Source organism: Streptoverticillium reticulum, assembly GCF_047456005.1.
GTDB classification, from domain to species: domain Bacteria; phylum Actinomycetota; class Actinomycetes; order Streptomycetales; family Streptomycetaceae; genus Streptomyces; species Streptomyces reticulum.
Genome location: NZ_CP179755.1, coordinates 6,283,599 through 6,305,290 on the forward strand (window position 1 = coordinate 6,283,599; position 21,692 = coordinate 6,305,290).

Here is a 21,692-nt window from a genome sequence, read left to right on the forward strand (position 1 = left end):
GGGCATGTTGCAGGACCGCCACAAACCGCCCTCCCCGGGCGCCCGTCCGCGGTGCCGGTGCATAGGGTCGTTGCCGGGGGCCGCGCACCTGCGCGGCCGCGGGGGCGAACTGAGGAGGGACTGCGCGTGACGGTCAACTTGTCCAAGGGCCAGGGAATCAGCCTGCAGAAGGCCGACGGGGGAAGCCTGACCGCGGTGCGGATGGGGCTGGGCTGGCAGGCGGCCCCCCGCCGCCGCGGGCTGTTCGGCTCGCGCACCAGGGAGATCGACCTCGACGCGTCGGCCGTGCTCTTCGCCGACGGGCAGCCGGTCGACGTGGCCTTCTTCCAGCAGCTGGTCAGCAAGGACGGCTCGGTGCGGCACACCGGCGACAACCTCGTGGGCGGCGCGGGCCAGGGGGACGACGACGAGTCCATCCTCGTCGACCTGCAGCGCGTCCCCGCGCACATCGACCAGATCGTCTTCACGGTGAACTCCTTCACCGGCCAGACCTTCGCCGAGGTGCGCAATGCGTTCTGCCGCCTGGTCGACGAGAACACCGGCCGGGAGCTGGCCCGCTACACCCTCGACGGCGGCGGCCCGTACACCGCCCAGATCATGGCCAAGGTGCACCGGAACGGCGGCGGCTGGCAGATGACGGCCATCGGCACCCCGGCCGACGGCCGCACGTTCCAGGACCTGCTGGTGCAGATCCAGGCGGTGCTGTAGAGAGGCTTCTTGGTATTCCCTTTACCTTTCCTTGGGTTTTCTTGTACCGTTGTCGTGGCGGTGACGAGTGTCGCCGCTGCCGCCGTAGCCGTACGAGAAGCCGGAGGACCGGTGGACGTTTCCCTGACCATGTGGGTGCTGACCATCGCCGGTCTGTGCGCCCTCGTCGCCGCGGACTTCTTCATCGGTGGCCGCAAGCCGCACGAGGTCTCCGTCAAGGAGGCCGGCATCTGGACGGCGGTCTGGGTCGCCCTGGCCGCGCTCTTCGGGCTCGGGCTGCTGCTCTTCGCCGGCGGCAGGCCCGCCGGCGAGTTCTTCGCGGGCTTCATCACGGAGAAGTCGCTGAGCGTCGACAACCTCTTCGTCTTCGTCCTGATCATGGCGAAGTTCGCGGTGCCCCCGGTGTTCCAGCAGCGGGTGCTCATGGTCGGCGTCCTCATCGCCCTGGTGCTGCGGGCCGTCTTCATCGGCGCGGGCGCGGCGATCATCGCCAACTTCTCCTGGATCTTCTACCTCTTCGGGGCGTTCCTCATCTGGACCGCCTGGAAGCTCATCCAGGAAGCGCGCGCGGGCGAGGAAGAGGAGGAGTTCGAGGAGAACCGCTTTCTCAAGGCGGTCGAGCGCCGCTTCCCGTCCACGGACCGCTATCACGGCACCCGGCTGTTCATCGTGGAGAACGGCAAGCGGCTGATGACGCCGATGCTGATCGTGATGCTGGCCATCGGCACGACCGACGTGCTCTTCGCGCTCGACTCCATCCCCGCGATCTTCGGCCTGACCCAGGACCCGTACATCGTCTTCACCGCCAACGCCTTCGCCCTGATGGGGCTGCGGCAGCTGTACTTCCTCATAGGCGGCCTGCTGAAGAAGCTGGTCCACCTCTCCTACGGCCTGTCGGTCATCCTCGGCTTCATCGGCGTCAAGCTCGTCCTGCACGCCCTGCACGAGGGCGGGGTGAACGTCCCCGAGATCAGCATCCCGGTCTCGCTCGGCGTCATCTGCGCCGTGCTGGCCGTCACCACGGTCACCAGCCTGCGGGCGTCCAGGAAGCAGGAGCAGGCCGAGGCGGCGGCAGCCGCCGCCCCGGCGGAGGAGCGCGAGGGCGTCCGCGCCTGAGCCTTGGAGGCCGTCGCCGCCGGGGCGGGGGCGGCGTCAGGCGGGCGCCGGGTCGGCGGCGGCGCGGGCGGCGGCCGTGGGGCGGGTTTCGGGCAGCAGGAAGAAGCAGGCCAGGCTGAGCAGGGCGACCCCGGTCAGATAGACGGCGACGGCCCACGGCGGCCTGTCGCCCCGGGCCAGGGCCGTCGCCACCAGCGGGGTGACGGCGCCGCCCAGCACGCCTCCCAGGTTGTAGCCGACGGTGGCGCCGGTGCAGCGCACCTCGGGCTCGTAGAGCTCGGGGAGGTACGCGCCGATGACGGCGAAGGCGAGCACGAAGGCCAGCATCGCCACGACGAAGCCCAGCAGGATCAGCGCCGGGCGCCCGGTGCGCAGCAGGGCGACCAGCGGAAACATCCACAGCACCAGGGCCGTGCAGCCGAGGAGGCACAAGGGGCGGCGCCCCCGGCGGTCGCCGAGGAGGGCGATCAGCGGGGTGGCCACCCCGGAGGCCGCGACGGCCGTCATGATGCAGCCGAGCATGACGGTGCGGTCCACTCCCAGCTGCTCGGTCGCGTAGGACAGGGACCAGGTGGTGACCGTGTAGAAGACGGCGTAGCCGACGGACAGCCCGCCGGCGGTGAGCAGCACGAGGCGCCAGTGGCCGCCGCGCACGACCTCGGCCAGCGGCAGGGAGGCCTGCTGCTCGCGCTCGGCCAGGCCGAGGAATTCCGGGGTCTCGGCGACCTGGGCGCGCAGCAGCAGCCCGGCCACGGCCAGGATTCCGGCCGCCCAGAACGGCACCCGCCAGCCCCACGCGAGGAACTCCTCGTCGGAGAGGGTGGCCGACAGGGCCAGGGTGATGCCGTTCGCGAGGACGAAGCCCACCGAGGGGCCGGTCTGCGGAAGGCTCGTCCACAGGACGCGGCGGTGGGCGGGGGCGTGCTCGGCGGTGAGCAGGACGGCGCCTCCCCACTCCCCGCCGAGCCCCAGGCCCTGCAGGAAGCGCAGGACGAGGAGGAGCAGGGGAGCGGCGAGGCCGATGTCGGCATAGGTGGGCGCGAGGCCGACGCCCACGGTGGCGACGCCGGTCAGCAGCAGGGAGGCGATGAGGACGGGCTTGCGCCCGTGCCGGTCGCCGATGTGCCCGAACAGCACGGAGCCCACGGGACGGGCGACGAAGCCGACGCCGAAGGTGCCGAAGGCCGCGAGGGTGCCGACGAGAGGGGAGACAGTGGGGAAGAAGAGCGGGCCGAGGACGAGCGCCGCCGCGGTGCCGTAGCTGAAGAAGTCGTAGAACTCGATGGCGGTGCCGGCCATGGAGGCGGCCGCCAGGCGGATCATGGACGGGGGACGGGCGCGGTTCATGTAGTGCCCAACTTCCCTCGGCGCCCCGGGCAACGGGAGCTCCGGGGCGTACGGGGGCGTTGCCGGGGGCGCGGCGGCACCGCGCCGTCCGCCGGGTGTGCGGACGGCGGGCTCCCCCCGGGGCCTCACCAGCCGCGCTCGCGCCACTCCGCGACGTGCGGCCGCTCGGCACCGAGGGTGGTGTCGTTGCCGTGGCCGGGGTAGACCCAGGTCTCGTCGGGCAGTTGCCCGAAGATCTTGGTCTCGACGTCGTCGATCAGGCTGGCGAAGGCCTTCGGGTCGTTGTGGGTGTTGCCCACGCCACCGGGGAAGAGGCAGTCGCCGGTGAACACATGGGGGTGCCCGTGCGGGTCGTCGTAGACCAGGGCGATGCTGCCCGGGGTGTGGCCGACCAGGTGACGGGCGGTCAGCTCGACGCGTCCGACGCGGATGACGTCCCCGTCCTCGACGGGCACGTCCGTCGAGACGGGGATGCCCTCGGCGTCGTACCGCCCCGCGTAGGTGCGGGCGCCGGTGACGTCCACGACCTCGCTCAGCGCGCCCCAGTGGTCGGCGTGCCGGTGGGTGGTCACCACGGAGGCGATCCCGCTGTCGCCGATCAGGGTGAGCAGCGTCCTCGGCTCGGCGGCGGCGTCGATCAGCAGCTGCTCGTCGGTCGCCCGGCACCGCAGCAGATAGGCGTTGTTGTTCATCGGGCCGACGGCGACCTTCGAGATCATCAGATCGGTCAACTCGTGTACGTCTGCAGGTCCGCCGACCTCGACCACTCCGCTGTATGTCATGCCGTCAACCCTATAGCGGGGGCAGGGCGGGCAGCGGTTCGGCACCGGCGTGGAGTCCGGTGCCGTCGCGGCGGCCGGCGAGCCAGCCGAGGAGGGCCGGGGCGGGGCCGGTGACGGCGATCGGGGTGCCCTCGGTGCGGCCGGTGGACCACTGGCCGCCCCCGGTGGCGGTCAGGGTGAGCGCGGGGACGTCGGGGTGGCCGGTGAACCGCCGGGCGAGGAAGTCGATCTCGCGGGCGGTGAACTCGTCCGAGAGGTCCTCGAGTTCGTAGCCGATGCCGAGGTCGACGTGGTGCAGCTCGACCTCGATGAGCCGCCGGAAGGGAACGCGGGAGGCGCTGTCGGTCACGCCGTTGCGCATGGTGATCGTGCGGGACCAGTCGGCGGGGACGGCGGCCTGCTCCAGGAACCGGGCCGTGCTCTCCTCCAGGTCCCTGAGCTGGACGTCCAGGGGGCGGGGCGCATCGCGCTCGATGTCCGCGTCGCGGAGCTCGGCGCTCGCGTACATGGGGCGGCCGGCCAGGACGTTCACCAGGGCGTCCGCGTTGCGGGAGACGTGGGCCAGGACGTGGCCGCGGCTCCAGCCGGGGAGCCGTGACGGCGCGGCCACGGCGGCGTTGTCCAGTCGGGCGGCCGCGGCGAGCAGGCGCTGTGTCGCGTCCCGCACGGAGGCCAGGTCGTGCACATGATCGATCATGGCCCGACCATAGCGCCGCCACTCCTTCGGGTGAAGGATGTGGACTCACGCCCTAAATCGAATGTGCGTGCTATATCGTCGGGGGTGGCATCGCCGACGACGTCCGTGTGTCAGACGCTCCCCGTACCCTGGGTCGGTGGGGCGCGGCGCACCCCCGCAGCTCCGTCCGGAGCCGACTCTCAAGAAAGGTGCCGACCGGCGTGGCAGACCGTCTCATCGTCCGTGGCGCACGCGAGCACAACCTCAAGAACGTCTCGCTCGACCTCCCGCGCGACTCCCTCATCGTCTTCACCGGGCTCTCGGGGTCGGGCAAGTCGTCCCTCGCGTTCGACACGATCTTCGCGGAGGGGCAGCGCCGTTACGTGGAGTCGCTCTCCTCCTACGCGCGGCAGTTCCTGGGCCAGATGGACAAGCCCGACGTGGACTTCATCGAGGGCCTCTCCCCGGCCGTCTCCATCGACCAGAAGTCCACCTCGCGCAACCCCCGCTCGACGGTGGGCACCATCACCGAGGTCTACGACTACCTCCGCCTCCTCTTCGCCCGCATCGGCAAGCCGCACTGCCCCGAGTGCGCCCGCCCGATCTCCCGGCAGTCGCCGCAGGCCATCGTGGACCGGGTGCTGGAGCTCCCCGAGGGCAGCCGCTTCCAGGTGCTCTCCCCGCTGGTGCGCGAGCGCAAGGGCGAGTTCGTCGACCTCTTCTCCGACCTGCAGACCAAGGGCTACAGCCGGGCCCGGGTCGACGGGGCGACGATCCAGCTCACCGACCCGCCCAAGCTGAAGAAGCAGGAGAAGCACACCATCGAGGTGGTCGTCGACCGCCTCACCGTCAAGGACAGCGCCAAGCGCCGGCTCACCGACTCCGTCGAGACGGCCCTTGGCCTCTCCGGCGGCATGGTCATCCTCGACTTCGTCGACCTCGCCGAGGACGACCCCGAGCGCGAGCGGATGTTCTCCGAGCACCTCTACTGCCCGTACGACGACCTGTCCTTCGAGGAGCTGGAGCCGCGCTCCTTCTCCTTCAACTCGCCCTTCGGCGCCTGCCCCGACTGCACCGGCATCGGCACGCGCATGGAGGTCGACCCCGAGCTGATCGTCCCCGACCCGGACAAGTCGCTGGACGAGGGCGCGATCAGCCCCTGGTCGCACGGCCACACCAAGGACTACTTCGGCCGCCTCGTCGGCGCCCTGGCCGACGAGCTCGGCTTCCGCACGGACATCCCCTGGGCCGGCCTCCCGCAGCGCGCCAGAAAGGCCCTGCTGAACGGCCACAAGACGCAGATCGAGGTGCGCTACCGCAACCGCTACGGCCGCGAGCGCGCCTACACCACCGCCTTCGAGGGCGCGGTGCCCTTCGTCAAGCGGCGCCACTCCGAGGCGGAGAGCGACTCCAGCCGTGAGCGCTTCGAGGGCTACATGCGCGAAGTGCCGTGCCCGACCTGCGAGGGCACGCGCCTCAAGCCGATCGTCCTCGCCGTCACCGTGCAGGGCCGCTCCATCGCGGAGGTCTCCGCGATGTCGATCAGCGAGTGCGCCGACTTCCTGCGCGGCATGAAGCTCACCGGCCGCGAGAAGAAGATCGCCGAGCGGGTGCTCAAGGAGGTCAACGAGCGCCTGAAGTTCCTGGTCGACGTCGGCCTGGACTACCTCTCGCTCAACCGCGCCGCCGGCACCCTCTCCGGCGGCGAGGCCCAGCGCATCCGGCTCGCCACCCAGATCGGCTCCGGCCTGGTCGGCGTGCTCTACGTGCTCGACGAGCCCTCCATCGGCCTGCACCAGCGCGACAACCACCGCCTCATCGAGACCCTCGTCCGCCTGCGCGACATGGGTAACACCCTCATCGTCGTCGAGCACGACGAGGACACCATCAAGGTCGCCGACTGGGTCGTCGACATCGGTCCCGGAGCCGGCGAGCACGGCGGCAAGGTCGTCCACAGCGGCCCCCTCGCCGAGCTGCTGAGCACCGAGGCCTCGATGACCGGCCAGTACCTCTCCGGCAAGAAGTCCATCGCCCTCCCGGAGCAGCGCCGCCCCGCGGACCCCAAGCGCCGCCTGACCGTGCGCGGTGCCCGGGAGAACAATCTGCAGGACATCGACGTGTCCTTCCCGCTCGGCGTGCTCACGGCCGTCACGGGCGTCTCGGGCTCCGGCAAGTCGACCCTGGTCAACGACATCCTCTACACGCACCTGGCCCGCGAGCTGAACGGCGCCCGCGCCGTCCCCGGCCGGCACACCCGCGTCGACGGCGACGACCTGGTCGACAAGGTCGTCCACGTCGACCAGTCGCCCATCGGCCGCACGCCGCGCTCCAACCCGGCCACGTACACCGGTGTCTTCGACCACGTCCGCAAGCTCTTCGCGGAGACGATGGAGGCGAAGGTCCGCGGCTACCTGCCCGGCCGCTTCTCCTTCAACGTCAAGGGCGGCCGCTGCGAGAACTGCTCCGGCGACGGCACCATCAAGATCGAGATGAACTTCCTGCCGGACGTGTACGTCCCGTGCGAGGTCTGCCACGGCGCGCGCTACAACCGCGAGACGCTGGAAGTGCACTACAAGGGCAAGTCCATCGCCGAGGTGCTGGACATGCCGATCGAGGAGGCGCTCCAGTTCTTCGAGGCCGTGCCGACGATCGCGCGCCACCTGCGCACGCTCCACGAGGTGGGCCTGGGGTACGTGCGGCTCGGCCAGTCCGCGCCCACGCTGTCCGGCGGCGAGGCGCAGCGCGTCAAGCTCGCGAGCGAGCTGCAGAAGCGCTCGACGGGCCGCACGGTGTACGTCCTCGACGAGCCGACGACGGGCCTGCACTTCGAGGACATCAGCAAGCTGATCTCGGTGCTGTCCGGCCTGGTCGACAAGGGCAACAGCGTGATCGTCATCGAGCACAACCTCGATGTGATCAAGACGGCGGACTGGGTCATCGACATGGGCCCGGAAGGCGGCAACGGCGGCGGCCTGGTCATCGCCGAGGGCACCCCGGAGGAGGTGGCCGCCGTCCCCGCGAGCCACACGGGCAAGTTCCTGCGGGAGATGCTCGGGGGCCGCGTCAGCGATGCGGTGACGGCTGCGCCTGCGCGTCGGAAGAAGGCGGTTGCCGCCAAGACGGTTGCCGCCAAGACGGTTGCCGCCAAGGCGGCGCCGGCCAAGAAGGCCGTTTCCGCGAAGACGGGTGCCGCCAAGAAGGCGGCACCGGTGAAGAAGACGGCGCGGGCGCGCCGCGCCTGACCGCACTGCGGGTTGCGGCGGGAGCCGGTGGGCGCCGTGGTGGAGCCACGGCGCCCCGAAGGGGCGCGGGGAACTGCGCGATCAGCCACCGCCGGCCCGCAGCCGACGCTGCAGCCCAGGGGTCCGGGGCGCAGCCCCGAGAACATCGACTGCGGGCGCGTCGTGGCTGGTCGCGCCCACGCGGCGGAGCCGCTGGGGGTACCTCCCAGCGGTAGCTGGGGGAGCAACAGCCCCGCGCCCCTTCGGGGCGCAAAACCTAGGCACCCAGCTCCGCCGCGTACGGCGGCTCGGCCCCTGCGCGGGAGCAGGTCACGGCCGCGGCCCGGGCCGCGAACGACAACGTGTCGCGCCAGGTGGACTCGTCCGGCGTGCCCGGCATCCCTGCCAGCCTGAGCAAGAGCGCAGCGTTCACCGTGTCGCCGGCTCCGATCGTGTCGACCACCTCGACACGATCGGCCCGCACCGCACACGCCACCCCCGACCGCGTCCGTACCGACAGGCCCCGCCCGCCGTGCGTGAGCACCACGGCCTGCGGGCCCTCCGCCAGCCAGTCCTCCGGGGTGCCGCCCAGCCACTGCGCGTCCTCCTCCGACAGTTTCAGCAGCGAGACGTACGGCAGCCAGGACCGGAAGCGGGCCCGGTAGGCGTCGGGGTCCGGGACGAGGCCCGGGCGGATGTTGGGGTCGAGCAGGGTGAACAGCCCGCGCTCCGCCTCGCGGCGCAGCAGCGCCTCGTAGGCGGTCGCGCCCGGCTCCAGCACCAGCGAACACGTGCCCACGCACAGCGCGCTCGCCGCCTCGGGCAGCGCACCGGGCAGCGTGAACAGCCGGTCGGCGGTGCCGCCCGCGTAGAAGCCGTAACCGGCTGAGCCGTCCGCGCCGACGGCCGCGACCGCCAGTGTCGTCGGCTCCGGGCCGCGCTGAACGAGTGAGATGTCCACCCCTGCCGCCCGCAGCCCGGCCAGCAGGGACTCCCCGAAGGCGTCCGACGACACCCGGGAGCAGAAGGCCGCCGCCGCCCCCAACCGCCCCAGCGCGACAGCGGTGTTGTACGGCCCGCCGCCGTGGCGGGGCAGCAGGGCGGGCAGCCCGCCGTCCCCTCCGGCGCCGTCGGCCACGAGGTCGATCAGGGCTTCTCCGGCTACGACGATCACCAGGGGGTCGTCCCTTCCGCTGGGGGGAGTTCCCAGTATCGTCGGTGCGACAAGCACCGCCGTTCCCCCTGGAGCCCGCATGACCAGCCAGTCCGCATCCCGTCGCACCGTGCTCCTGAGCGGAGCGGCACTGGCCGGGGCCGCGGGGCTCGGCGTCACCGGCTGCGACGCCGCCGGCTCGGCGGCCAAGGGGCCCGCCACGCCGACCGCGCCCGTGGACCTCGGGGCGGCGGGCGACGTGCCGGTCGGCGGGGCCAAGCTCTACCGCGAGCAGAAGCTGGTCGTGGCGCAGCCCGCCAAGGGGGAGTACAAGGCGTTCAGCGCGGTGTGCACGCACGCGGGCTGCGTGGTCGACAAGGTCGAGAACGGCAAGGTCAGCTGCCCGTGCCACGGCAGCAAGTTCGACGCGCAGACCGGCAAGGTCCTCCAGGGCCCGGCGGGCGCACCGCTGCCGGCCGTCCCGGTCAAGGAGTCCGGCGGCAAGCTCGTCGCCGGCCCGGACGCCTGACCGTCACGACCAGTCCCACGCGATCCCCAGGATCCCCGGGCGCACCGGCTGTTCCGCCAGGTGCACCCCGTGGTGCCGCCCCGAGAGCGTCAGCTCCTGCTGCCCGGTGCGCGGCGCGGCCGCCGACGCCTGGACGAAGCGGCGACAGCGCACCGGCAGCGCGGCCTCGTCGAAGCGGACCTGCAGCACGTACTGCCCGGCCGCGAAGCTGAAGCCGCGCACGTACTCGGTGCTCGGCCCCGCGGTGCCGTCCTCGAAGCCGTAGCCGAAGACATGGGTCTCCCCGGCGCGCAGCCGCACGTCGAAGAGCAGCTCGGCGACGAGCACCCCTGCCGCGGACTGCCAACGGACGCGCCCCACCCGGCAGTTCTCGTCCGCCCGGACGGTCACCCGCCCCGGATCGCAGCCCGGGTCCCCGCGGTGGATGGCCAGATAGCGGTCCACCCCGTCGCGGTGCGCCCGCACCACGTGGTGCGAGGCGCGCCCGCGCAGCTCGCGGCCCGCGCCGATGTGGACGTGCTCCAGGTGGCAGACGGTGTGCAGCCCGCCGTCGGCCGGTGACTCCAGCTCGGCCAGCAGCCGTTCGAGGGCGCGCGACTCCTCCACCAGCAGGCGGTACGAGCGCCCGGCGGGGCGGGCCGTCTCCGCCCGCGGCACGGGTTCGAGCAGCCGGGTCAGCGCCTGCGCTGGCAGCTCCAGGACCTCCTCCAGCATCCGCACCGCCCTGAGCGACTCGGGCCGCCGCGGCCGCCTGGCCCCCTGCTGCCAGTAACTCAGGCTCGTCACCCCGACCTTGACGCCCCGCTGGGCCAGCCGGTGCTGGACCCGGTGCAGGGCCAGCCCGCGCGCCGACAGGGCGGTGCGCAGCGCGAGGTGGAACGGTCCCGTCCGCAGGGCCTGGGCCAGTTCGGCCTCGGCGGACCCGGTGCCGGTGGGTGTACGTGCCATCCGCCGCTCCTCTGTGAATATTCACAACGGTGGCAGCGGAGCCGGCGGACAGGAGCGCCGCATTCCTCCTGGGCGGGCACAGGCTGTTCACAGGCAACGCCGTCTGTTCACACCGCGGTTTCACAGAGCATTGAAGCCTGTTGACCGACACCCGACAACACTTGATGCTCCTCAGCAGCGTCCGGACGCGCTCCTCCACCACAACCCCCCGCCACGGGAGGAACGCCATGACCCGTGCCTCGGCATCGGCACCGTCAGCACAGCACTCCAGATCCCGGATACGCGGCAGAAGACTGTCCGTCGCGGCCCTGATCGCCTCCGCGCTGCTCGCCGTCCCCACCACGGCGAGCGCCGCGAACGACGGCCGGCCCGCTCTGCGCGCGTCCAAGCAGCTCAACATCACCATGCAGGCACAGCAGAAGAGCAACTGGTGCTGGGCAGGCTCCGGCAACACCATCGCGACCTGGTTCGGGCGCACCTACAGCCAGAACCAGTTCTGCAACGCCGCCTTCAACCGGCAGCAGGACACCACGTGCCCCAACAGCCAGGCCACGCTGGGCAACGTGCAGAACGCCCTCGACTGGGCCGGCATCAACTCCGGCTCGTACGTGAGCGGCTGGCTGCGCTACTCGACCGTGCAGACGGAGATCGACAACAACCGTCCGATCGAGACGCGCATCCAGTGGTCCTCGGGCGGCGGGCACATGCACGTCCTCTACGGCTACGACGACAGCAACAGCTGGGTCTACTGGGGCGACCCGTGGCCGTCCAACGACCGCTACAACTGGGCCTCGCACGACTGGTACGTCAACAACGACCAGTTCTCCTGGACCCACTCGCTCTACCGGATCGGAGCGTGAGGGCGATGACCGACCGCGCGTACACCCGCAGGAACGTCACCCGCGCAGCGGCCGCCGGGGCCCTCACCGCCGGGCTGCTCTGCCTGGCCCCCCTCGCCCAGGCCGCACAGACCCCGGCCGTCCCGGCCCCGCCGCCGGCTTCCGGGATCGCCGCCGCGCACCACGCCGCCGAGACACCCTCGACGCTCGGCACGCTCTCCCGCTTCTTCGCCCGCGACGGTGCCATCGCCAGGAGCGCGGCGCAGCCGAGGATCGAGGGCGCCACCGTGCCCGTCTACACGCTCTCCCCGGAGTTCGTGGCGGGCAAGGCGAATGCGCCGGTGGCCAAACTTGACTTCCTCGCCACCACGGCCGTGTCGCCTGACGGGCAGAAGGCCTCGGTGTGGGCGGCACACGTCGGCGACAGCTGGAAGGTCGTCAACATCGCCACCGGCGACGACGAGACGCGGTACGCGGCCGAGGGAGCGAAGAAGCTCGGCGGCGGCACGGTCTTCCGCGAGCCCCAGATCAACGCCTGGTACGTCCAGCGCGGCGACCGGGTGCTGCCGCTCGACCAGGACGCGGTGCGCGCCGTCGGCGCGGGCGGTACCACGGTGGCCGCCTATCGCGACCGGGTCCACAAGGCCTACGGCGACAAGCTGCCGGGTTCCGCTTACGCGGAGAAGGGGCTTGCGGGCGGGTACGACGAGCCGGGGCCGCGGGGCGGTTCCTCGTCGTCGGGCCTCGCTCCCGCCGCGACGGCCGGCGGGGCGGCTCTGGCGCTCGGGCTCGGCGTCGTGACGGTGCGCAGGCTCCGGCGCCGGACGGCCGGCTGAGACGTGCGGGTCGTTTGTGGCTGATCGCGCAGTTCCCCGCGCCCCCTTCGGGCGCGGGGAAACCGGCACTCCGATTGTCGGTGCCCGCAAGTAGGGTTGTGGCATGGCCGACCCCAGCAGCTACCGACCCAAGCCGGGACAGATCCCCGACTCGCCGGGGGTCTACAGATTCCGGGACGAGCACGGCCGCGTGATCTACGTCGGGAAGGCGAAGAGCCTGCGCCAGCGGCTCTCCTCGTACTTCCAGGACCTCGCGGGCCTGCACCCGCGCACCCGCACCATGGTCACCACGGCCGCCTCCGTCGAGTGGACCGTGGTCTCCACCGAGGTCGAGGCGCTGCAGCTGGAGTACTCCTGGATCAAGGAGTACGACCCCCGGTTCAACGTCAAGTACCGCGACGACAAGAGCTACCCCTCCCTGGCGGTCACGCTGGGCGAGGAGTTCCCGCGCGTGCAGGTCATGCGCGGCCCCAAGAAGAAGGGCGTGCGCTACTTCGGCCCCTACGCCCACGCCTGGGCGATCCGCGAGACCGTCGACCTGATGCTGCGGGTCTTCCCCGTCCGCACCTGCTCCGCAGGGGTGTTCAAGCGCTCGCACCAGATCGGCCGCCCCTGCCTCCTCGGCTACATCGGCAAGTGCTCCGCCCCCTGCGTCGGCCGCGTCACCCCCGAGGAGCACCGCGAACTCGCCGAGGAATTCTGCGACTTCATGGCCGGGCGTACCGGTGCGTACATCCGCCGCCTGGAACGGCAGATGCACGATGCGGCCGAGGAGATGGAGTACGAGAAGGCCGCCCGGCTGCGCGACGACATAGAGGCGCTCAAGCGCGCCATGGAGAAGAACGCCGTCGTCCTCGCCGACGCCACCGACGCCGACCTGATCGCGGTCGCCGAGGACGAACTCGAGGCGGCCGTGCAGATCTTCCACGTCCGCGGCGGCCGGGTGCGCGGCCAGCGCGGCTGGGTCACGGACAAGGTCGAGGCCGTCGACACCGCGGGCCTCGTCGAGCACGCCCTGCAGCAGCTCTACGGCGAGGAGAAGGGCGACGCGGTGCCCAAGGAGGTCCTCGTCCCCGCCCTGCCCGAGCCCGTCGAGCCCGTACAGCAGTGGCTCACGGAGCGCCGCGGCGCCGCCGTCAGCCTGCGCATCCCGCAGCGCGGCGACAAGAAGGACCTGATGGGCACGGTCCAGCGCAACGCCCAGCAGGCCCTCGCGCTCCACAAGACCAGGCGCGCCTCCGACCTGACGACCCGTTCGCGCGCCCTGGAGGAGATCGCCGAGGCCCTCGGCCTGGACTCGGCGCCGCTGCGCATCGAGTGCTTCGACATCTCCCACCTCCAGGGGCAGGACGTGGTGGCGTCGATGGTCGTCTTCGAGGACGGCCTGGCCCGCAAGAGCGAGTACCGGCGCTTCCAGATCAAGAGCTTCGAGGGCCAGGACGACGTCCGCTCGATGCACGAGGTCGTCGGCCGCCGCTTCCGCCGCTATCTGCAGGAGAAGCAGAAGGCGGGGGAGTGGTCCGAGGAGAGCGCCGTCGAGGACGCGGACGGGGAGAGCCGCCTCGACGACGACGGCCGCCCCAAGCGCTTCGCCTACCCCCCGCAGCTCGTCGTCGTCGACGGCGGACAGCCGCAGGTGGCGGCCGCCCGGCGCGCGCTGGACGAGCTCGGGGTGGACGACGTGGCCGTGTGCGGCCTCGCCAAGCGCCTGGAGGAGGTCTGGCTGCCCGGCGAGGACGACCCGGTCGTCCTGCCCCGCACCAGCGAGGGCCTCTACCTCCTGCAGCGCGTCCGTGACGAGGCCCACCGCTTCGCCATCTCCTACCAGCGCAGCAAGCGCTCGAAGACGATGAAGGCCGGCCCGCTGGACGCGGTCCCCGGCCTGGGGGAGACCCGCAGGAAGGCGCTGCTCAAGCACTTCGGCTCGGTGAAGAAGCTGCGCGCCGCCACGGTCGAGGAGCTCTGCGCCGCGCCCGGCATCGGCCGCAGGACGGCCGAGACGATCGCCGCCGCCCTGGCGACGGCTCCGGCGCCCGCCCCCGCGGTCAACACCGCCACTGGCGAAATCATGGACGAGGCAGAGGAATGATGGGCGTGGCGCACGTGGTCCATGCCGCGCGCGCCACGAGACCGCAGTATGGAAGACGTGACCGCACCTGCGGCGCGTCAGGGAAACGGGGGAAGACGGCATGAACGACACCGAACGGGACGGAGCACAGGTGAGTACGGGCACGACGGCGGATGCGACTGCCGAGGCAGCGGGCATCCCCGAGCTGGTGATCATCTCCGGTATGTCGGGGGCGGGCCGCAGCACCGCCGCCAAGTGCCTGGAGGACCTCGGCTGGTTCGTCGTCGACAACCTGCCGCCCGCCCTGATCCCCACCATGGTGGACCTGGGCGCCCGCTCGCAGGGCAACGTCGCCCGCATCGCCGTCGTCGTGGACGTCCGCGGCCGGCGCTTCTTCGACAACCTCCGCGAGTCCCTCGCGGACCTGGAGTCGAAGAAGGTCAAGCGGCGGGTGATCTTCCTGGAGGCCTCCGACGACGCCCTGGTGCGCCGCTTCGAGTCCGTGCGCCGCCCCCACCCCCTGCAGGGCTCGGGCCGCATCGTCGACGGCATCGCCGCCGAGCGCGACCTGCTGCGCGAGCTGCGCGGCGACGCCGACCTGGTCATCGACACCTCCAGCCTCAACGTCCACGAGCTGCGCGCCAAGCTGGACGCCCAGTTCGCCGGCGAGGAGGAGCCGGAGCTGCGGGCCACCGTCATGTCCTTCGGGTTCAAGTACGGCCTGCCCGTCGACGCCGACCTCGTCGTCGACTGCCGCTTCCTGCCCAACCCGCACTGGGTCCCCGAGCTGCGCCCCTTCACCGGGCTCAACGAGGAGGTCTCCGGCTACGTCTTCAACCAGCCGGGCGCCAAGGAGTTCCTCGACCGCTACACCGAGCTGCTCCAGCTCATCGCCGCGGGCTACCGCCGCGAGGGCAAGCGCTACGTGACCATCGCGGTCGGCTGCACCGGCGGCAAGCACCGCTCCGTCGCCATGTCCGAGAAGCTCGCCCACCGCCTGGTCTCCGAGGGCGTCGAGACCGTCGTCGTGCACCGCGACATGGGGCGCGAGTGACCGGCCGCACCTTCCGGCTGCGCCGCGTACGGGTCCCCGGCCGGCCCCGCGGCCGCTCCGGCGCACAGCCCAAGGTCGTCGCCCTCGGCGGCGGCCACGGGCTGTCCGCCTCCCTGGCCGCCCTCCGCCGGATCACCGGCGACCTGACGGCCGTGGTCACCGTCGCCGACGACGGCGGCTCCAGCGGCCGGCTGCGCGACGAGCTGGGCGTGCTGCCCCCCGGCGACCTGCGCAAGGCCCTCGCCGCCCTCTGCGGCGACGACGACTGGGGCCAGACCTGGGCCCGGGTCATCCAGCACCGCTTCGAGAGCCGCGGAGACCTGCACGGCCACGCCGTCGGCAATCTGCTGATCGTCGCCCTCTGGGAGCAGCTCGGCGACCACGTCCAGGCCCTGGACCTGGTCGGCAGGCTGCTCGGCGCGCACGGCCGGGTGCTGCCCATGTCCGCGGTCCCGCTGGAGCTCCAGGCCCTGGTCAAGGGCCACGACCTGGCAGAGCCCGACACCGTCAGCACCGTGTGCGGCCAGGCCACCGTGGCGCTCACCCCGGGCGAGGTGCAGTCGGTGCACGTCGTCCCCGAGGATCCGCCCGCGGTGCCCGAGGTCGTCGAGGCCGTGCTCGACGCCGACTGGGTGGTGCTCGGCCCCGGCTCCTGGTTCTCCTCGGTCATCCCGCACCTGCTCGTGCCCGAGCTGCTGCAGGCCCTGCAGGAGACCAAGGCCCGGCGCGTGCTCTCGCTGAACCTCGCGCCGCAGCCCGGGGAAACCGATGGCTTCTCACCGCAGCGTCATTTGGAGGTTTTGGCCCGACACGCCCCTAAACTCGCCCTGGACGTGGTGCTGGCCGACGAGGCCGCCGTGCCCGACCGCGAGAGCCTGACCGACGCCGCCAAGCGGCTCGGCGCCGCGGTGGAGCTGGCGGCGGTCGCCGCGCCCGGCAGTTCGGCGGTACACGACCCCGAGCTGCTGGCCGCCGCGTACGACCGTATTTTTCGGATGCATGGAAGGATCGGCCCATGGCGATGACGGCAGCGGTGAAGGACGAAATCTCCCGGCTCCCCGTCACCCGGACCTGCTGCCGGAAAGCGGAGGTCTCGGCCATCCTGCGGTTCGCCGGCGGGCTGCACCTGGTCAGCGGCCGCATCGTGATCGAGGCCGAGCTGGACACGGGGATCGCCGCCCGGCGGCTCCGCAAGGACATCCTGGAGATCTTCGGACACGCTTCCGACCTGGTGGTGATGGCCCCCGGCGGGCTGCGCCGCGGCAGCCGGTACGTGGTGCGGGTGGTGGCGGGCGGTGACCAGCTGGCGCGCCAGACCGGCCTGGTCGACGGCCGCGGCCGGCCGATCCGCGGGCTGCCCCCGCAGGTCGTCTCCGGCGCCACCTGCGATGCGGAGGCCGCCTGGCGAGGCGCCTTCCTGGCCCACGGCTCCCTCACCGAGCCCGGCCGCTCCTCCTCCCTGGAGGTGACATGCCCGGGCCCGGAGGCGGCCCTCGCCCTGGTCGGCGCGGCCCGCAGGCTGCAGATCGCGGCCAAGGCGCGCGAGGTGCGCGGGGTGGACCGGGTGGTCGTCCGCGACGGCGATGCGATCGGCGCCCTGCTGACCCGGCTCGGCGCGCACGAGTCCGTGCTGGCCTGGGAGGAGCGGCGGATGCGCCGTGAGGTGCGGGCCACCGCCAACCGCCTGGCCAACTTCGACGACGCCAACCTGCGCCGCTCGGCGCGGGCGGCCGTCGCCGCGGGCGCGCGGGTGCAGCGCGCGCTGGAGATCCTCGGCGAGGAGGTCCCCGAGCACCTCGCGGCCGCCGGGCGGCTGCGCATGGAGCACAAGCAGGCCTCCCTGGAGGAGCTGGGCGCCCTCGCCGACCCGCCGCTGACCAAGGACGCGGTGGCCGGCCGGATCCGCCGCCTGCTCGCCATGGCGGACAAGCGTGCCCAGGACCTGGGCATTCCGGGCACCGAGTCGAACCTGGCCGAGCTGACCGAGGAGATGGCCGAGGGCATGGTCGGCTGACCCTCCCCGTTTCCCCTTCCGCCCCCGCACCGGTCCGCCCGGGCGGGGGCGCTCCAATACCGGCCGCCGGCAAGGGTGTTGGGGTACGCCGGGCGGCGGTGCGCCGAAGTCGTCACCGTGTGTGACGAAGCGCCGTTCCGCCCGCCCCGCGCGAGTGAGCGGAACCGTGCACAAACGGGCTGGATTCCGCTTTGTCAAGGGTTACGGGCCGAGCGATGCCAATGTCACGTCACCGCCCTGTTGGAGGTAGGGTCGGTGGTGGTCGGGGACATCCCAATACAGCCGCCGGCGGACAGCCCGGCACACCAACGAGGAGATCGGTTCGTGACGATCCGCGTAGGCATCAACGGCTTTGGCCGTATCGGTCGTAACTATTTCCGCGCGCTCCTGGAGCAGGGTGCGGACATCGAGATCGTCGGTGTCAACGACCTGACCGACAACGCCACCCTGGTGCACCTGCTGAAGTACGACTCGATCCTGGGCCGTCTGCAGCAGGAGGTCAGCCACACCGACGACACGATCACCGTCGGTGACATGACCTTCAAGACGATGGCCGAGCGCGACCCGGCCGCCCTCCCGTGGGGCGAGCTCGGCGCCGACATCGTCATCGAGTCCACCGGCATCTTCACCAAGCGCGAGGACGCGGCCAAGCACATCGCCGTCGGCGCCAAGAAGGTCCTGATCTCCGCGCCCGCCAAGGGCGAGGACATCACCATCGTGATGGGTGTCAACCAGGACAAGTACGACGCGGCCAACCACCACGTCATCTCCAACGCCTCCTGCACCACCAACTGCGTGGCGCCGATGGCCAAGGTTCTCGACGAGAACTTCGGCATCGTCAAGGGCATGATGACCACGGTCCACGCGTACACCAACGACCAGCGCATCCTGGACTTCCCGCACTCCGACCTGCGCCGCGCCCGCGCCGCCGCGGAGAACATCATCCCGACCTCGACCGGTGCCGCCAAGGCCACCGCCCTGGTCCTCCCGCAGCTCAAGGGCAAGCTGGACGGCATCGCCATGCGCGTCCCGGTCCCGACCGGCTCGGTCACCGACCTGGTCCTCGAGCTCGACCGCGAGGTCACCAAGGACGAGATCAACGGCGCCTTCCAGAAGGCCGCCGAGGGTCAGCTCAAGGGCATCCTCGAGTACACCGAGGACCCGATCGTCTCCTCCGACATCGTCAACTGGCCGGCCTCCTGCACCTTCGACTCGCAGCTGACGATGGTTCAGGGCAAGCAGGTCAAGGTCGTCGGCTGGTACGACAACGAGTGGGGCTACTCGAACCGCCTCGTGGACCTGACCGTCTTCGTCGGCGGCCAGCTCTGATCCGAGCGATGTAAAGGACGGGGCTCGTACAGCGCACTGGCGCGCGGTACGGGCCCCGTCGCATGGCTGTTACTCACGGAAGTCACCGGAGTCACCGTATGAAGACGATCGACGAACTCATCCAGGACGGCGTGGAGGGCCGGCGGGTCTTCGTCCGCGCCGACCTGAACGTGCCGCTCGAGGGCACCACCATCACGGACGACGGCCGCATCCGCGCCGTCGCGCCGACGATCGCCAAGCTCGCCGAGGCGGGCGCCAAGGTGATCGTCGCCTCGCACCTGGGCCGTCCCAAGGGCGCCCCGGACCCGCAGTTCTCCCTGGCGCCGGTCGCTCGGCGGCTCGGCGAGATCCTGGGCAGGAACGTCTCGTTCGCCGCCGACACGGTCGGCGACAGTGCGAAGGCCACCGTCGCCGCTCTGGCGAACGGCGAGGTCACGCTGCTGGAGAACCTCCGTTTCAACGCGGGCGAGACGAGCAAGGACGACGCGGAGCGCGGTGCGTTCGCCGATGCCCTCGCGTCGCTGGCCGACCTGTACGTGGGCGACGGCTTCGGTGCGGTGCACCGCAAGCACGCCTCGGTCTTCGACCTCCCGAAGCGGCTCCCGCACGCCGCCGGCGACCTGATCGCCACCGAGGTCGGCGTGCTGAAGAAGCTGACCGACGACGTCAAGCGCCCGTACGTGGTGGTCCTGGGCGGTGCCAAGGTCTCCGACAAGCTGGGTGTCATCGACAACCTGCTGGAGAAGGCCGACCGCATCCTCATCGGCGGCGGCATGTCCTACACCTTCCTGGCCGCCAAGGGCCACGAGGTCGGCATCTCGCTGCTGCAAAAGGACCAGATCCCGGTCTGCCAGGAGTACCTGGCCCGGGCCGAGGCGCGCGGCGTGGAGTTCCTGCTCCCCGTCGACGTCCTGGTCTCGGCCGACTTCCCGGACCTGAAGACCAAGGCTCCGGCCAACCCCGAGCTCGTCGCCTCGGACGCCATCCCGGCGGACAAGGAGGGTCTGGACATCGGCCCGAAGACGCGGGAGCTGTACGCCTCGAAGCTCGCCGACGCCGGAACCGTCTTCTGGAACGGCCCGATGGGCGTCTTCGAGCACCCCGACTACGCCAACGGCACCAAGGCCGTGGCCCAGGGCCTGCTGGACTCGCCCGGCTTCACCGTCGTGGGCGGTGGCGACTCGGCCGCCGCCGTGCGCATCCTGGGCTTCGACGAGAACGCCTTCGGCCACATTTCGACCGGCGGCGGCGCGAGCCTCGAGTACCTCGAGGGCAAGACGCTCCCCGGCCTCGCCGCACTGGAGGACTGAACCACCGTGACTGCACGCACCCCGCTGATGGCGGGCAACTGGAAGATGAACCTCAACCACCTCGAGGCCATCGCACACGTCCAGAAGCTCGCCTTCGCGCTCGCCGACAAGGACTTCGAGGCCGTCGAGGTCGCGGTCCTGCCCCCGTTCACCGACCTGCGCTCGGTGCAGACGCTGGTCGACGGCGACAAGCTCAAGATCAAGTACGGTGCCCAGGACATCTCGGCGCACGACTCCGGCGCCTACACCGGCGAGATCTCCGGCTCGATGCTGGCCAAGCTCAAGTGCAGCTACGTGGCCGTCGGCCACTCCGAGCGCCGCCAGTACCACGGCGAGTCGGACGAGCTCTGCAACGCCAAGGTCAAGGCCGCCTTCCAGCACGGCATCACGCCGATCCTGTGCGTCGGCGAGGGCCTGGACGTCCGCAAGGCGGGCAACCAGGTCGCGCACACCCTGGCCCAGGTCGACGGCGGCCTGAAGGACGTCCCGGCCGAGCAGGCCGAGTCCATCGTGATCGCCTACGAGCCCGTCTGGGCCATCGGCACCGGCGAGGTCGCCACCCCCGAGGACGCCCAGGAGGTCTGCGGGGCCATCCGCGGCCGCCTGGCCGAGCTCTACGGCCAGGAGCTGGCCGACAAGGTCCGCATCCAGTACGGCGGCTCCGTCAAGTCCGGCAACATCGCGGCGATCATGGCGCAGCCCGACGTGGACGGCGCGCTGGTCGGCGGCGCCGCACTCGACGCGGACGAGTTCGTGAAGATCGTCCGCTTCGGCGACCAGTAGGCCGCGCGGCAGCAGCTATGACGACGGGCACCGCCCGTCGTACCCTGTCGGGGCCGGGACCGGCGTTTTCGCCGGGTCCGGCCCCCGTTCGTCAACAGTCCGAGAGAGTTGGTCCAGCCGTGGTCATCGGGTTCTCGATCGCCCTCATCGTCTTCAGCCTGCTGCTGATGATGCTGGTGCTCATGCACAAGGGGAAGGGCGGCGGCCTGTCCGACATGTTCGGTGGCGGCATGCAGTCCTCCGTCGGCGGCTCCTCGGTCGCCGAGCGCAACCTCGACCGGATCACCATCGTGATCGGTCTGCTGTGGTTCGCGTGCATCGTCGCGCTCGGCATCCTGATGAAGCTCAAGAGCTGACGTACCGTCGTATCAGCGGCCTATGATGGAGACTCGCGTCTTCGCGGCCGGGCTGTAACTCCTGCCACTGGACGCGCGTTGGGCCTTACGTAGACTGGGGCGCCCGCAGCGGAGCGGACTGTCACGCTCCGCGGCACCATCACGCAGGGAGTTACGACCGTGGCAAGTGGCAACGCGATCCGGGGAAGCCGGGTCGGGGCGGGGCCGATGGGGGAGGCCGAGCGGGGCGAGTCCGCGCCGCGTCTCCGCATCTCCTTCTGGTGCTCGAACGGGCACGAAACACAGCCGAGCTTCGCCAGCGACGCACAGGTCCCGGACACCTGGGACTGCCCGCGCTGCGGCTTCCCGGCCGGTCAGGACCGGGACAGCCCGCCGGACCCCCCGCGCACCGAGCCGTACAAGACGCACCTGGCGTACGTCCGCGAACGGCGCAGCGACGCGGACGGCGAGGCGATCCTCGCCGAGGCGCTCGCCAAGCTGCGCGGCGAGATCTGAGCCGGACACCTTCCGGACCTCTTGACGAACGGCCCGTCCGTACCCCCCCTTGCGGGGGTGTGCGGACGGGCCGCTCGCATTGGTCGGCTAGGTTGGTGCATACCGCAGCGACAAGGAGAAATGGGCTG

Annotated in this window: 20 protein-coding genes; 15 read left to right on the forward strand and 5 right to left on the reverse strand. The window is 71.4% G+C overall.

Annotated features, from left to right (window positions below):
• Positions 1 to 126: 126 nt before the first annotated feature.
• Positions 127 to 708, forward strand: coding sequence for a TerD family protein (locus ACMATS_RS28935; protein ID WP_390777508.1), 582 nt, complete (start codon positions 127 to 129; stop codon positions 706 to 708).
• Between the two features lie 111 nt (positions 709 to 819).
• On the forward strand, positions 820 to 1,824 hold the full coding sequence (locus ACMATS_RS28940; RefSeq protein ID WP_336412453.1) for a TerC family protein: 1,005 nt from the start codon (positions 820 to 822) through the stop codon (positions 1,822 to 1,824).
• Between the two features lie 36 nt (positions 1,825 to 1,860).
• On the opposite strand, the gene ACMATS_RS28945 is transcribed toward ACMATS_RS28940, so the two are convergent.
• The 3 genes from ACMATS_RS28945 to ACMATS_RS28955 all read right to left on the reverse strand — a co-directional run bounded on the left by ACMATS_RS28945 (position 1,861) and on the right by ACMATS_RS28955 (position 4,650).
• Positions 1,861 to 3,147: an MFS transporter gene (locus ACMATS_RS28945; RefSeq protein ID WP_391155567.1), complete on the reverse strand. Its 1,287-nt coding sequence runs from the start codon at positions 3,145 to 3,147 to the stop codon at positions 1,861 to 1,863.
• A gap of 149 nt (positions 3,148 to 3,296) precedes the next feature.
• Positions 3,297 to 3,953, reverse strand: a complete 657-nt coding sequence (locus tag ACMATS_RS28950; RefSeq protein WP_336412452.1) for an MBL fold metallo-hydrolase — start codon at positions 3,951 to 3,953, stop codon at positions 3,297 to 3,299.
• Positions 3,954 to 3,963: 10 nt separating this feature from the next.
• Positions 3,964 to 4,650: a maleylpyruvate isomerase family mycothiol-dependent enzyme gene (locus ACMATS_RS28955; protein WP_391155419.1), complete on the reverse strand. Its 687-nt coding sequence runs from the start codon at positions 4,648 to 4,650 to the stop codon at positions 3,964 to 3,966.
• Between the two features lie 200 nt (positions 4,651 to 4,850).
• On the opposite strand from ACMATS_RS28955, the gene uvrA reads away from it, so the two are divergent.
• Entirely contained in the window at positions 4,851 to 7,871 is a 3,021-nt protein-coding gene (gene uvrA, locus ACMATS_RS28960) for an excinuclease ABC subunit UvrA (protein ID WP_414169561.1), read from the forward strand.
• Positions 7,872 to 8,127: 256 nt separating this feature from the next.
• On the opposite strand, the gene ACMATS_RS28965 is transcribed toward uvrA, so the two are convergent.
• Positions 8,128 to 9,024, reverse strand: coding sequence for a carbohydrate kinase family protein (locus tag ACMATS_RS28965; protein ID WP_390777504.1), 897 nt, complete (start codon positions 9,022 to 9,024; stop codon positions 8,128 to 8,130).
• A gap of 79 nt (positions 9,025 to 9,103) precedes the next feature.
• Between ACMATS_RS28965 and ACMATS_RS28970 the strand changes: the two genes are divergently transcribed.
• Complete coding sequence (locus ACMATS_RS28970; RefSeq protein WP_390777503.1) at positions 9,104 to 9,532, forward strand: Rieske (2Fe-2S) protein; 429 nt, start codon at positions 9,104 to 9,106, stop codon at positions 9,530 to 9,532.
• Positions 9,533 to 9,535: 3 nt separating this feature from the next.
• Here ACMATS_RS28970 and ACMATS_RS28975 read toward each other — a convergent pair whose 3' ends face one another.
• The gene (locus ACMATS_RS28975; protein ID WP_414169562.1) at positions 9,536 to 10,480 is read right to left on the reverse strand and encodes a hypothetical protein; all 945 of its coding nucleotides are present in this window, start codon (positions 10,478 to 10,480) and stop codon (positions 9,536 to 9,538) included.
• 227 nt (positions 10,481 to 10,707) lie between these two features.
• On the opposite strand from ACMATS_RS28975, the gene ACMATS_RS28980 reads away from it, so the two are divergent.
• The 11 genes from ACMATS_RS28980 (at position 10,708) to ACMATS_RS29030 (ending at position 21,564) form a co-directional block, all read left to right on the forward strand.
• Positions 10,708 to 11,340 (forward strand): papain-like cysteine protease family protein, encoded by a 633-nt coding sequence (locus tag ACMATS_RS28980; protein WP_414169563.1) that lies wholly within the window; start codon positions 10,708 to 10,710, stop codon positions 11,338 to 11,340.
• Positions 11,341 to 11,345: 5 nt separating this feature from the next.
• Positions 11,346 to 12,155, forward strand: coding sequence for a hypothetical protein (locus ACMATS_RS28985; protein WP_414169564.1), 810 nt, complete (start codon positions 11,346 to 11,348; stop codon positions 12,153 to 12,155).
• 103 nt (positions 12,156 to 12,258) lie between these two features.
• Entirely contained in the window at positions 12,259 to 14,244 is a 1,986-nt protein-coding gene (gene uvrC, locus ACMATS_RS28990) for an excinuclease ABC subunit UvrC (protein WP_390777499.1), read from the forward strand.
• A 100-nt stretch (positions 14,245 to 14,344) separates the two neighbouring features.
• Entirely contained in the window at positions 14,345 to 15,277 is a 933-nt protein-coding gene (rapZ, locus tag ACMATS_RS28995; protein WP_390777498.1) for an RNase adapter RapZ, read from the forward strand.
• Positions 15,274 to 16,302 (forward strand): gluconeogenesis factor YvcK family protein, encoded by a 1,029-nt coding sequence (locus tag ACMATS_RS29000; RefSeq protein ID WP_414169565.1) that lies wholly within the window; start codon positions 15,274 to 15,276, stop codon positions 16,300 to 16,302. The genes rapZ and ACMATS_RS29000 overlap by 4 nt, the downstream gene beginning before the upstream one ends.
• Positions 16,293 to 17,291 (forward strand): DNA-binding protein WhiA, encoded by a 999-nt coding sequence (whiA, locus tag ACMATS_RS29005; RefSeq protein WP_171080226.1) that lies wholly within the window; start codon positions 16,293 to 16,295, stop codon positions 17,289 to 17,291. The genes ACMATS_RS29000 and whiA overlap by 10 nt, the downstream gene beginning before the upstream one ends.
• Before the next feature lie 324 nt (positions 17,292 to 17,615).
• The gene (gene gap, locus ACMATS_RS29010) at positions 17,616 to 18,620 is read left to right on the forward strand and encodes a type I glyceraldehyde-3-phosphate dehydrogenase (protein ID WP_414169566.1); all 1,005 of its coding nucleotides are present in this window, start codon (positions 17,616 to 17,618) and stop codon (positions 18,618 to 18,620) included.
• 98 nt (positions 18,621 to 18,718) lie between these two features.
• Positions 18,719 to 19,930 (forward strand): phosphoglycerate kinase, encoded by a 1,212-nt coding sequence (locus tag ACMATS_RS29015; protein WP_391155434.1) that lies wholly within the window; start codon positions 18,719 to 18,721, stop codon positions 19,928 to 19,930.
• 6 nt (positions 19,931 to 19,936) lie between these two features.
• Complete coding sequence (tpiA, locus tag ACMATS_RS29020; RefSeq protein ID WP_414169567.1) at positions 19,937 to 20,713, forward strand: triose-phosphate isomerase; 777 nt, start codon at positions 19,937 to 19,939, stop codon at positions 20,711 to 20,713.
• 119 nt (positions 20,714 to 20,832) lie between these two features.
• Positions 20,833 to 21,069, forward strand: a complete 237-nt coding sequence (gene secG, locus ACMATS_RS29025) for a preprotein translocase subunit SecG (RefSeq protein ID WP_336412438.1) — start codon at positions 20,833 to 20,835, stop codon at positions 21,067 to 21,069.
• 159 nt (positions 21,070 to 21,228) lie between these two features.
• On the forward strand, positions 21,229 to 21,564 hold the full coding sequence (locus ACMATS_RS29030; RefSeq protein WP_079110552.1) for an RNA polymerase-binding protein RbpA: 336 nt from the start codon (positions 21,229 to 21,231) through the stop codon (positions 21,562 to 21,564).
• Positions 21,565 to 21,692: the final 128 nt, after the last annotated feature.

Bases quoted from the DNA above. Each gene is read 5' to 3' on its own strand.
- ACMATS_RS28955 (WP_391155419.1), bottom strand. From the start codon at position 4,650: ATGATCGATCATGTGCACGACCTGGCCTCCGTGCGGGACGCGACACAG.
- ACMATS_RS28970 (WP_390777503.1), top strand. From the start codon at position 9,104: ATGACCAGCCAGTCCGCATCCCGTCGCACCGTGCTCCTGAGCGGAGCG.
- ACMATS_RS28975 (WP_414169562.1), bottom strand. From the start codon at position 10,480: ATGGCACGTACACCCACCGGCACCGGGTCCGCCGAGGCCGAACTGGCC.
- ACMATS_RS28950 (WP_336412452.1), bottom strand. From the start codon at position 3,953: ATGACATACAGCGGAGTGGTCGAGGTCGGCGGACCTGCAGACGTACAC.
- uvrC (WP_390777499.1), top strand. From the start codon at position 12,259: ATGGCCGACCCCAGCAGCTACCGACCCAAGCCGGGACAGATCCCCGAC.
- ACMATS_RS28980 (WP_414169563.1), top strand. From the start codon at position 10,708: ATGACCCGTGCCTCGGCATCGGCACCGTCAGCACAGCACTCCAGATCC.
- whiA (WP_171080226.1), top strand. From the start codon at position 16,293: ATGGCGATGACGGCAGCGGTGAAGGACGAAATCTCCCGGCTCCCCGTC.
- ACMATS_RS29015 (WP_391155434.1), top strand. From the start codon at position 18,719: ATGAAGACGATCGACGAACTCATCCAGGACGGCGTGGAGGGCCGGCGG.
- rapZ (WP_390777498.1), top strand. From the start codon at position 14,345: ATGAACGACACCGAACGGGACGGAGCACAGGTGAGTACGGGCACGACG.
- ACMATS_RS28945 (WP_391155567.1), bottom strand. From the start codon at position 3,147: ATGATCCGCCTGGCGGCCGCCTCCATGGCCGGCACCGCCATCGAGTTC.
- ACMATS_RS28985 (WP_414169564.1), top strand. From the start codon at position 11,346: ATGACCGACCGCGCGTACACCCGCAGGAACGTCACCCGCGCAGCGGCC.